7 protein-coding genes are annotated in these 12,248 nt (G+C 54.8%); 4 read left to right on the plus strand and 3 right to left on the minus strand.

What is annotated here, in order from left to right:
- Positions 1-41 precede the first annotated feature (41 nt).
- Positions 42-422, minus strand: coding sequence for a hypothetical protein (locus BLP53_RS05605; protein ID WP_091471168.1), 381 nt, complete (start codon positions 420-422; stop codon positions 42-44).
- A gap of 87 nt (positions 423-509) precedes the next feature.
- Between BLP53_RS05605 and BLP53_RS05610 the strand changes: the two genes are divergently transcribed.
- The 3 genes from BLP53_RS05610 to BLP53_RS05620 are packed head-to-tail and all read left to right on the plus strand — an operon-like array spanning position 510 to position 7,292.
- Positions 510-3,254 (plus strand): PD-(D/E)XK nuclease family protein, encoded by a 2,745-nt coding sequence (locus BLP53_RS05610; RefSeq protein ID WP_091471169.1) that lies wholly within the window; start codon positions 510-512, stop codon positions 3,252-3,254.
- On the plus strand, positions 3,251-6,622 hold the full coding sequence (locus tag BLP53_RS05615) for a UvrD-helicase domain-containing protein (protein WP_091471170.1): 3,372 nt from the start codon (positions 3,251-3,253) through the stop codon (positions 6,620-6,622). Before BLP53_RS05610 ends, BLP53_RS05615 begins: the two co-directional genes overlap by 4 nt.
- A 10-nt stretch (positions 6,623-6,632) precedes the next feature.
- On the plus strand, positions 6,633-7,292 hold the full coding sequence (locus BLP53_RS05620; RefSeq protein ID WP_091471171.1) for an NAD(P)H-dependent oxidoreductase: 660 nt from the start codon (positions 6,633-6,635) through the stop codon (positions 7,290-7,292).
- An 81-nt stretch (positions 7,293-7,373) separates the two neighbouring features.
- Here the strand turns inward: BLP53_RS05620 and BLP53_RS05625 are convergent, their stop codons facing one another.
- Both BLP53_RS05625 and mfd read right to left on the minus strand, forming a co-directional pair.
- On the minus strand, positions 7,374-7,991 hold the full coding sequence (locus BLP53_RS05625) for a DedA family protein (protein ID WP_091471172.1): 618 nt from the start codon (positions 7,989-7,991) through the stop codon (positions 7,374-7,376).
- The gene (mfd, locus tag BLP53_RS05630; protein ID WP_091471173.1) at positions 7,991-11,383 is read right to left on the minus strand and encodes a transcription-repair coupling factor; all 3,393 of its coding nucleotides are present in this window, start codon (positions 11,381-11,383) and stop codon (positions 7,991-7,993) included. The genes BLP53_RS05625 and mfd overlap by 1 nt, the downstream gene beginning before the upstream one ends.
- 189 nt (positions 11,384-11,572) lie before the next feature.
- On the opposite strand from mfd, the gene rpiA reads away from it, so the two are divergent.
- A complete protein-coding gene (rpiA, locus tag BLP53_RS05635) occupies positions 11,573-12,247 on the plus strand; it encodes a ribose-5-phosphate isomerase RpiA (RefSeq protein WP_091471174.1) in 675 nt (224 codons plus the stop codon).
- Position 12,248 lies beyond the last annotated feature (1 nt).

Genomic DNA, 12,248 nt, shown 5'->3' on the forward strand with positions numbered 1-12,248 from the left:
CTCCCGGTCGGGAGCATTTCTCATTGCAGCGGCAAGCTGCTTTATTTCTCGTCGTCAACTTTCTGCGCATCATAGACATAATGGCTGGTCTCGCCGAAGCAACTGGAAGGCACACCCTTGTGCTCTTTGTATAACAGGCGTACACGTTCCCCCGCCAGTTGATTGACCTTCTGGATCACAGCATGATCGCGTACGGTAAAGTAAAACTTCTCGGCCTGCGTACCCGGCACCGTCACCAGCACCAGTTCCCCTTCCCAGGTTTTGCATATCCAGCCCTTATGGGCCAGCTTTTGCACGTAACCTATTCTTTCACCATCAGAATAGACCCAGTTCAGGCTGCCCCAGGTATACAATATGAACAAGCCGGCCGGTAACACGATCAGTAACAAACATCCCTTCAAAAAGTGCTTGAACGCCGACATCTACCCTCTCCCAAAGTTTTAGCGATGATGGACAGCATTATCTTATAAAATAAGCCCTCCGGTTAACTCTTATCGCAACGCAATGGCATGACCAGTCACGTTCAACCTGATCCATCCACTTCATCAAAAGTGATTTTGTGTGCCTCACCGCGCCTGGCACAAGGCATACGCCAACGCTTGCAACAAGATTACCAGCAGCAGGGATTGTCACAATGGCAGGCAACCCCGGTCTATCCGCTACAGGACTGGCTGACCCAGCTCACCGAACACGCCATCCTGTGCGGACAGATAGACGCCACGCAAGCGCCGTTAGGGGTGCTTTCGCCCACACAGGAGGCGCTGCTCTGGGAACAGGCGATCCAGCATTGCCTCAAGCGCCACGAAGCGACCGAACTGTTTAATACCAGCGGCCTGGCCAGCGCCGCCATCGAAGCCAACCGCTACCTGATCGAATGGAATATCAGCCTGGACATGGACAACGCCAGCGAAGAAACCCGCCAGTTCATGCAATGGCGGCAGCAGTTCCAGCAGTTGTGCAGGCAAAGCGGCTACCTGGAAAGCGTACGCTACCAGGCCTGGCAACTGGCCCAATTGCAACAGCATGATTTGCTATTACCTGGCCATCTCCAGCTGGCCGGATTTGACCGTATCAACCCGCACTTGCAAGCGCTGATAGACACTCTGCAAACAAGGGATGTCAATGTAGAGATCTTTGAAAATGGCATCACTGCCACAGACGTCAAACGCATGGCCTTTGCCGAGTCCATGGACGAATGCCGCGCTGCCGTGTACTGGGCGCAACAGCAACTCGCTGTCAATCCGGCAGCCAGGCTGGCGATTGTGGTGCCGGAACTGGACACCCTGCGAGAAACACTGGCCAACCTGCTGGATGACGTCTTTCACCCTGAAGCACTACATCCCGCACAGGCAGACATACCGCGCTGCTATGAGTTTTCACTGGGCCTGCCCCTGAACCGCTGGCCACTAGTCACCACTGCCCTCGGCCTGCTCAGGCTGGCTTTCCAGCAGCAGGCATTTACCCAACCTGAACTTTCAGCCCTGCTCGGCGACATCTACTGGTCACAAGCCCGTACCGAAGCCGACGCCCGCGCAGCGCTGGATGCCGAAATGCGCCAGCAACTGCCATTGCAAGTAAGAAACGCAACGTTCAGCAGATTTGTTGAGCAGAAACAGCAGGATCTCCACCCTATCCTTTGCCCGGCACTGCATGCGGATTTAAATGTCTTGCTTACCCTGGCGAAACAAACCCCACGCAAACAACTGCCTTCTGCCTGGGTGGTCAGCATTAACCAACTCCTTGAAGCCACCCACTGGCCCGGTGAACGCAGCCTGTCCAGCCATGAATATCAGTGCCAGCAATCGTTTAAACGTGTGCTTGGCCAATTGGCAGCACTGGATGCCTGGCTTGGCAATATAGATGCGATGTCAGCGCTGCACCGCTTGTCGCAGCTATGCCAGGCACAGATTTTCCAGCCGCAGACCGTACGCATGCCGAATATCACGCTGATGGGCATGCTGGAAGCCAGTGCGCAACCACTGGATGGCCTGTGGGTAATGGGCATGAATGACCATATCTGGCCGCCGCTCTCGCGCACCAATGCGCTGATTCCGGCCGAACTGCAACGCCAGGCCGGCACGCCCAATGCCAGCAGCGAAGTGCAGATTGCGTTTGCCAGCCAGATCCACCAGCGACTGCTGTGCTCGGCACACACCGTCATTTTTTCCCATGCGGAGAAAGAAGGCGATCGCCTGTTGCGTCTCAGCCCGCTTATCCAGGCCATTACTGAAGCCACCGCGACACCAGGGGCAAATACGCTGGCCGAAACCCTGGCACGCAATAGCCAGCAGGACTGGCAATGGCTGGATGACCACCAGGCACCGCCCATACAGGAAGGCGAACATATCAGTGGTGGCACCGGCTTGCTGCGTGCGCAGGCGCTCTGCCCGGCCTGGGCGTTTTACCAGTACCGCCTCAAGACACGCAAACTGGAAACGCCACACAATGGCCTGGATGCCATGCAACGCGGCGACCTCATACACCGCGTGCTGGCGGCGTTCTGGTCACAGCAAGCCAGGCTGGACTGGCAAACCGTCAGTACAGAAGCGCTGAAAATCCAACTTGACCAGATTGCCGCAGATGTCATCGCTGCCTTTAATAGCGAATTTTCCCAACCGTTCTCTGCCGTGTTTTGCCAGCTGGAAGCCGAGCGCCTGAGTAAACTGGCACTGACCTGGTTATGGGAGGTCGAACGCGAACGTCCGCAAGCATTTGCCGTGACTTCGGTCGAACAAGTATTCAAACCACTGATTGAAGGCATACAGGTCAAACTGGTGATTGACCGCGTTGACACGCTGGACGATGGCCGTCTGGTGGTGATCGATTACAAAACAGGCAGCATGCCCGATTTTAAAAACTGGGCTTCGGACAAAATCAGCGAACCACAATTACCGATTTACGCGGCCTTCCTGCTACAGGATGCCGACATTGCCGCCGTCTGCTTTGGCAAGCTGCGCCTGACGGATGGCGGCTTCGCTGGCGTCGCTGCCGAGGACGATATCGTGCCCGGTATCAAAGCCTTTAACCACGAGAAAAATAAATTGTTTGACCCTGCGCAGTTCCCCGACTGGCCATCTGTCCTCGCGCACTGGCACACGCAGATCACACGCACGGCGCAAGCGCTCAAAGCCGGTGAAGCCGCTGTGGTATTTGAGTCTGAACAAGACTTGGGCTATTGCGATGTGCTGCCCTTGTTGCGCCTGCCCGAGCGACAGTTACAGTTTGAGCACCTTCAGGCAGGAGGTGCCGCATGAAAATGACAGAGGTTGACTTCCAGCAAGCACTGGCGCTGGATGCCGCCAACCGTGAACGTGCACTAGACGTGGCATCCTTTATTGTCGAAGCCCCGGCGGGCGCCGGTAAAACCGAGTTGCTGACGCAGCGTTTTCTCAAGCTGCTGCAAACCGTACAGGCACCCGAAGAAATTATCGCCATCACCTTTACCAATAAGGCCGCGTCGGAAATGCGGGCGCGTATCCTCGATAGCCTGCTGCTTGCAGCCACTGGTGTGCCGCCGGAAGCACCACACAAACAAATCACCTATGCGTTAGGCCAGCAAGCCTTGCGACGCTCGGCGGAGTTGCAATGGCATTTGCTGGAAAGCCCGGCACGCCTGCGTATTTACACCATCGACTCGCTGTGTGCCAACCTGGCGCGGCAAATGCCTTTATTGAGCCGTTTTGGCACACAACCGGCGGTCACTGAAGATGCCTGGGCCTATTACCGTGAAGCGGCTGGCCTGACATTGCAGACCATGGATGACGATAGCCTGGGCGAACCGGTGTGCCGCGTGCTGCGTTATATGGATAACGACCAGACCAGGCTGGAAAGCCTGCTCATGTCCATGCTGGCCAAGCGTGAGCAATGGCTGCATTTAAGCCAGGCCAAAGAGCATGACCAGGCGAAAAATGCGCTGGTTTATCTGATAGAAACTGAATTACAGGCAGTACTGACAGCCATCCCCGCGCGCCTGCAACAAGCACTGATGCCGATTGCGCGCTATGCCGCCAGCCAGTTGCCGCCTGAGCATGCTTTATCTGCCCTGCTGGATTGGCAGACACCGTTGACAGCCAGCATCGAAGATTTGCCAGGCTGGCGTACACTGGCCGAATTGCTGCTGACCAGCAGCGGTGGTTTGCGCAAACGGCTGGATAAAAACATGGGCCTGCCTGCCACCGATGAGGCCAAGCCGTACAAAGAAGCGCTGACTGAGATGTTGGCTGGCCTCGCCCAGCACAGTGACAGCGAGCGCAACCTGGCGCGCATCCGCCTGTTACCGGATGCCAATGGCGAAGACGACGCCATGATTCAGGCACTGAGCCAGCTACTGAATATTGCTGCCGCACAATTATGGCTGTGCTTTCAGGCGCAAAATGAAGTCGACTTTGTCGAAATCGCCCAACGCGCCTTCCAGGCACTGCAAGAAGGTGATGAAGCCACCGAACTGGCCATGCGGCTGGATTACCGTATCCAGCATTTACTGGTCGATGAGTTCCAGGATACCAGCCCGATGCAGATCGACCTGCTCAAGGCACTGACACGCGGCTGGCAGCCGGGCGATGGCCGCACGCTGTTTGCCGTCGGCGATCCCATGCAGTCGATTTACCGCTTCCGCAAGGCCAATGTCGGCCTGTTCCTCAATGCCGCGTTGCACGGCATCGCCGATATTGCGCTGACACCGCTCAAACTATGGCGCAACAACCGCTCCTGTCCGCCTGTAGTGGACTGGATCAACCAGACTTTTGCCGGCATGCTGCCTGCGCGCGATGCGCCACAGCAAGGCGCGATTGCCTACCGGCCGTTTGTCGCCACGCGGGCCGAGGCCACGGGTGCGGGCGTATTTGTGCATCCCTTGATCACGCCAGTGAATAGCGAAGACGAAGAACCGGCCGATATCCGCCACCTGGAAGCTGAACAGATTATCCGCATCATCCAGCAAACACGTGCCGATAAACCTGACGCCAGCATTGCCGTGCTGGTGCGTGCGCGCAAACATTTGCATGCACTGGTGACAGAAATGCGCAGAAATCACAGCGAGTTAAGTTTCCAGGCGGTGGAAATTGAAGAACTGGCTAACCGACAGATTGTGCAGGATTTACTCACGCTGACACATGCGCTGCATCAACGCGCCGATCGCGTGCACTGGCTGGCACTGCTACGTGCACCCTGGTGCGGGCTCACACTGGCTGACATGCATGCACTGATAGGCCAGGATGGCCAGCGCAGTGTGCTTAGCCTGTTGGGCGACGAAAAGATCCTTGCCCGTTTAAGTGCAGATGGCCAGGCGCGTGCACTCCATGTGCGCGACGTCATGCAAAACGCATTACAGTGGCGAGGCCGCACCACGGTCAGCCGCTGGGTGCATAACACCTGGCTGCGACTGGGGGGTGCCGACTGTTTATGGAATGAAAGCGATGTGCAGGATGTGCAGGCCTTTTTCGCCCGTATCGCCGCGCTGGAACAACACGGCCAGTTTAACCCGCAAGCGCTGGCAGAAGATGTGCAAAAACTCTACGCCGCACCTGACGCCAAAGCAGATGCCAGTTTGCAGTTCATGACCATCCACAAATCCAAAGGGCTGGAGTTTGACACCGTGATCCTGCCCGGCCTAGATGGCAGCAATCCGCCGGATGATGCCAAGCTGGTGATCTGGGAAGAAGTGCCGATGGAAGATGGCCACACCGAACTGGTGGCCGCGCCGTTTGTACCCACCGCACTCAAACGCCAGCAAGCAACCATCACCACCTATGATTATTTAAACGACCTGGACAAAACACGCGCCGCTTATGAAGATGCCCGCGTGCTCTATGTCGCCGCCACGCGCGCCGAACGGCAACTGCATCTGCTGGGTGCCGCAAAAATAGATAAAGACGGTCAGCCACAGCCGCGCAAAAACACCTTTTTGCATCTGCTGTGGCCAGCGGTGAATACCCGGTTTACGCCGGAACACGACATTGTGGCACGCGCCACAACAACACAGACTGAAGCCGACATCCGTCAGTTTGTCCCCAAGCTTATTCGCTTGCGGCAACCTGCACCGCCAGAAATTCTGCAAGCCGCTACAGGAACGACGATACTTTCCGGCTATGCACCAGACACTGCAGACACCACAATCGCAATACTGGAAGCAGACATCGGCACCCTGGCCCATCTTTACCTGCAACTGGTGGTCGGACAAGGTTTAACCGCCTGGCAGGATGCTGTCAAAAACCAGTTTTCACATTATCTGGTGGCTATGCAGCGCTGGCTCAAACAGCGTGGTTACCAGGAAAGTGATGCGACAGATGGCGCAAAAAAAGTAGCACGTTTGCTGACTACCACGCTGCAATCTGCCGATGGCCAGTGGGTGTTACAACCGCATCCGCAGGCAGCGTCAGAACTGGCCATTGAACAACTGGTGGAGGGTAAAAAAATCATAGACCGCACCTTTGTCGCAGACGGCGTGCGCTGGATCGTGGATTACAAATCCATGCCCGTCACCGAACATGACTCCTTGAGCGCATTGGCAGGCACATTTAAACCGCAACTGGCAGCGTATGCGCAGTTATTCCGGCAGGAAGGCCTGCCAGTAAACATAGCCATTCTGTTTTTGAGTATTGGTAAAATAGTCACCATTGAGTAAAGGATCAAAGATGATAGCAAAACAGCAAATCCTGGATGCTTTCCAGTTCCGTCATGCCTGCAAGGAATTTGACGCCAGTAAAAAAATCCCCCAGGACGAATTTGAGCTCATACTGGAAGCCGCCCGCCTGTCACCAAGCTCATTTGGTTTCGAGCCCTGGCACTTTATTGTGGTGCAGGACAAAACGCTACGTGAAACCCTGAAACAACATGCCTGGGGCGCACCGCTTAAGCTGGATACCGCCAGCCACTTTGTACTGTGCCTGGCAATGAAATCACCATTCCTGAAACCGGATGGCCCTTACTTGCCAAAATTCATGCGTGAAGTACAGCACCATCCACAAGAGGTAGCCGAAACACGTTTGGGCTTTTATACCCAGTTCCAGCAATCTGACTTTGACCTGACCGATGAACGCAAACTGTTCGACTGGGCGGCCAAACAGTGTTATTTGCCGCTGGCCAATATGATGACAGTAGCTGCCATGCGCGGCATAGATAGCTGCCCGATTGAAGGGTTCAAGCAGAAAGAAACCGATGCCCTGCTGGCGGAACAGTTTGGCGTTAATCTACAGGAATATGGCCTGGCGTATATGGTCGCTTTTGGCTACCGCAAACATGCGCCACGAGAAAAAACGCGCCGCGCGATGGATCAGGTAGTGAGTTGGAAATGAAACGATCAGTTAACCGCCGGTACACACCGATAACGCCCCTGTATCATCGGCGTTCATCCGCATTTAACGGCGGCAAATCGCTTAAGATTGCTCGTTTTTAAAGTGCCGGCGTACATACCACGCCAGGAATACCACACCTAGTGCGGCGATCACGTAATGTGACTCATGGAAGTAAACTTTCAGGTCTTCCCAATGCTCGCCGGTTTTCATGCCGATATAACCCAGCACCCAGCACCAGATCAGTGAGCCAGCAAACGTATAAGCGATAAAGCGCGTTATATTCATGCGCGCCACTCCTGCCGGAAAGGCGATAAAGGTACGCACGGCAGGTAGCAACCGGGCGATAAAAATAATAATTTCACCGTAACTGGCAAACCAGCGGTCAGCCATATCCAGGTCTTTTTTGCTGATGAGCACATATTTGCCATATTTTTCCACCAATGGACGCCCGCCGTACATGCCGAGGTAATACGCCGGAATCGACCCGAGCACACAGCCAATCGCCCCCGCCAGGGCGATCCCCCATAACGTCAGTTCTCCCCTGGACACCAGAAAACCGGCAAATGGCATGATGATTTCTGAAGGCAATGGAATACAGGCAGATTCAATCGCCATTAACAACACCACACCACCGTAGCCCATGGTAGAGATCACCCCGATAATCCAGGTGACGATGGCGGCCATGATTTTTTCTAGCATTAACTGAATTCCTTCAAAAGTGTTTTCACCAGTTCTACACGGTGATTGAGATTCCCTAACTGCACGGTCACACGTAATTTATCCGGCCCGTTCATGCGGCAGCGCTTGTCACGCTGCAACAAGTTGATCAGTTTCATAGGATCAATATCTGCTTTCGGATTGAATTGTAGCTGAATCGCGGCATCTGAAGCATCAATCTTGACAATGCCCAATGGTTTGGCGGCAATACGCAGGCGATGGCAGGCAATCAAGGCTTCGCCAGGCTCCGGCAGCAAGCCGAAACGATCAATCAGCTCTTCCTGCATCACATCCAGCGCTTCATCGTCTTCGCAATTGGCGAGACGTTTGTAGAGCACCAGGCGCTCATGTACATCCGGACAGTAATTGTTCGGCAGCAAGGCTGGCGTATGCAGGTTGATTTCGGTGGTGACCCCTAATGGCGCATCCAGGTCAGGTTCCTTGCCGGCCTTGAGTTGTTTGACAGCATGGTTCAGCATGTCGGAATACAGGTTAAAGCCTATCTCCTGCATCTCGCCACTCTGGCTGTCACCTAACAACTCCCCTGCGCCACGGATTTCCAGGTCATGCATGGCCAGGTGGAAACCAGCCCCCAAGTCTTCCAGCAGCTGGATGGCATCCAGCCGTTTTTGTGCTTGCGGCGTAATCGTGCGATGCGGATCAGTCAACAGGTAGGCATAAGCCTGGTGATGGCTGCGGCCAACGCGGCCACGTAACTGGTGCAATTGCGCCAGGCCGAACATATCCGCCCGGTTGATAATCATGGTGTTGGCAGTTGGTACGTCAATGCCGGTTTCAACAATGGTGGTACACAGTAACAGGTTGGCACGCTGCTGGTAAAAGTCGCGCATCACATGTTCCAGTTCGCGTTCGCGTAACTGGCCGTGACCGATCACAATCCGCGCTTCGGGTAAAAACTTCTCCAGCTTTTCCTTCATCACATAGATGGTATCAACCTCGTTATGCAGGAAATACACCTGTCCGCCACGCTTGAATTCACGCATCACCGCTTCGCGGATAATGCCTTCGGAATATTCGGTATGGAAAGTTTTAATCGCCAGGCGTTTTTGCGGTGGCGTGGAAATGACCGAAAATTCGCGCAAACCTTCCATCGCCATGCTCAATGTCCGTGGGATCGGCGTCGCCGTCAGTGTCAGTACATCGACTTCAGCTCGCAGCGCTTTCATCTGCTCCTTTTGGCGCACACCAAAACGGTGTTCTTCATCCAGGATCGCCAGGCCTAGGTTCTTGAACTTCACATCTTTCTGGATCAGCCTGTGCGTACCGATGATGATATCAATGCTGCCATCTGCCAATCCTTTCAGTGCCTCAGCCTGCTCTTTGGCGGTACGGAAACGGGAAATCTCGGCAATCTTGATCGGCCATTCGGCAAAACGATCCACGAAGTTCTGGTAATGCTGTTCGGCCAGCAAAGTCGTGGGCACCAGCACAGCCACCTGGCGACCACCCATCACAGCAACAAACGCGGCACGCAAGGCAACTTCGGTTTTACCGAAGCCGACATCACCACATACCAGCCTGTCCATGGGCCTGCCAGACTGCATGTCTTTAATCACGTTTTCGATGGCTTCCAGCTGATCTGGTGTTTCCTCAAACGGGAAGCCTTCACAGAAAGCTTCATAGTCATGCAGGCTCAGGGTAAACGCATGGCCACGGCGTGCAGCGCGTTGTGCATATAAATTAAGCAACTCAGCTGCCGTATCGCGAATCTGCTTGAGTGCTTTTTTCTTGGCTTTTTCCCACTGCCCGCTACCCAGCCGGTGCAAGGGCGCGCTTTCCGGCGGGCCACCGGAATAACGTGAAATCAGGAATAGCTGCGAGACCGGTACGTATAACTTGTCTTCACCGAAATATTCAATCAGCAACAGCTCGGTTTCACCTTCGCCGAAATCGATATTGACCAGGCCTTTGTAACGCCCTACGCCATGCTGCTCATGCACCACCGGATCATCCAGGCGTAATTCGGACAAGTCCTTGAGCATGCCTTCGGCATTGCGCGCTTTTTCCTGGTTACGGCGACGCTGCTGGCGCACGGTGCCAGCATATAGCTCGGCCTCGGTAATGACAGCCCGCTCACCATCCACAAAGCCCTGATGTAACGGCGCCACACCCAGCATGACCGGGAACTGGCTTTCGGCAAACCCGGCCCAGTCTTCCGCCAGGGAAAAGGTCACGCCATGCTGGCTGAATAATTGCGCGATGGTTTCGCGCCGGCCCAGGCTTTCTGCTGCGATCAGCACGCGCCCGCTGAACTGGTTTATGAACGCCTGTAATTTATGTAAAGGCTGGTCGGCACGACGGTCAACATCCACTGTTGGCATGCTCGTCGTGGTTTGCAACTGGTGATGCACCAGCGCAAAAGCATGTGTCTGCCTGAAGAATTCGTCAGTCTTCTGCAGCAGGGTTTCCGGCCGTAAAATCGGTTTTTCGGCATCATGGGCCATCAGGCGGTAACGGCTGCTGGCATCGGCCCAGAAGGTTTGTGCGGCCTTATCCAAGTCACCATGCAAGCAGAGCACGGTCTGCTGGGGAAGATAATCAAACAAAGTCGCCGTTTGCTCAAAAAACAGCGGTAAATACCACTCCACGCCGCCACTTGGCGTGCCTTTGCTCACGTCTTTGTAAATTTTGGCACGCTGCGGATCACCTTCGAAATACTCCCGGAACTGACTGCGGAAACGCGTAATCGCCGCTTCATCCATGGGAAATTCCCGCGCCGGCAGCATGCGGATTTCAGGTACCGGGTAAACACTGCGCTGGGTATCAATATCAAAGGTTCGTATGGTCTCGATTTCGTCATCAAACAAATCAATGCGATATGGCAATGTGCTGCCCATGGGATATAAATCGACCAGGCCACCACGCACGCTGAACTCACCCGGGCTCATGACCTGGCTGACATGGTGGTAACCGGCCTGTGCACATTGGTTGCGCAACACCTCCACGTCCAGCGTCTGGCCTTTTTTCAGCATAAACGTATGTGCAGCCAGGTAAGCGACCGGCGGCAACCGCAGCAAGGCGGTCGCAATCGGCACGATCACCACATCACTCTGGTTCTGGCTTAACTGGTACAGCGTTGCCAGCCGCTCTGAAATCAGGTCTGGATGCGGCGAGAACACATCATACGGCAAGGTTTCCCAGTCCGGCAGCAGATGTACCTGTATGCCTTTGCCAAAATAAGGAATCTCCTCCATCAGGCGCTGCGCTTCAAACGCATTGGCGGTCAGGATCACCAGCGGATGCGGCGTGGCTTTTAACGCGATGGCCAATTCAGCCAATGCCTGGCTGTCTAACCCCTGACTATGAAAAGAGAAACGCTGTGGATGCCCGATAACGGGAAGTGAAACTGCCATAAAAATTTAAATCTTATTGCCCAGGTTTAACGAGTAATTCTTGGCGAATCTGCCGAGTAGTTTGTTATTATAACTGCAAGCGCCCACTGGCTGTATTCGCTGCATGACAGGGACGCTGGAGCGATCACAGCGTCCTGCCACGCATTGACACAAATGGGGCGCCCTTTCCCGGCACGGAGAACAGACATAATGAATGATAAACAAGTCGTCGCGCTAGAAGCCGCCAGCTACGTTAAAAACGATATGATTGTGGGGTTGGGCACAGGCTCTACCGCCAATTATTTCATCGAGGCGCTGGCTGCACGCCAGCAACAGGAGAAACTGCGCGTGGCCACCGTCGCCAGCTCCAATATCAGCATGATCAAGGCGCAATCGGTGGGGCTTACAGTGCTGAGTTTATCCCAGCTCAGCCAGATCGACCTGTATGTGGATGGCGCTGATGAAATCACCGCCGACAACACCCTGCTCAAAGGCCGCGGCTACGACCTGGTCATGGAAAAGCTACTGGCAAAGGCCGCCAGGCAGTTTATTGTGGTCGCAGATAAAAGCAAACTGGTAAGCCGTATTGGGGAAAACTATGCGATTCCGATTGAGGTCATACCATTTGCCTGGCAAGCCGCCAAACGCAGCATTGAAGCCATTGGGGGTATCGGCGATTTGCGTCCCAATGCTGCCAAGGATGGCCTGAGCATCACCAGCTATGGTAGCCTGGTGCTGGATATGCGTTTTGACGCAGGCATGGATGGACATCAATTGAATGCCCTGCTCAACAATATTCCCGGCGTGGTTGAACATGGCATTTTCCCCCACCTGGCAAGTACCGTCCTGATTGCCGATCAAGGTAAGGTCGATATCCGCGCCTAGT

Origin of the sequence: Methylophilus rhizosphaerae, from assembly GCF_900100975.1 — a bacterium.
GTDB classification, from domain to species: domain Bacteria; phylum Pseudomonadota; class Gammaproteobacteria; order Burkholderiales; family Methylophilaceae; genus Methylophilus; species Methylophilus rhizosphaerae.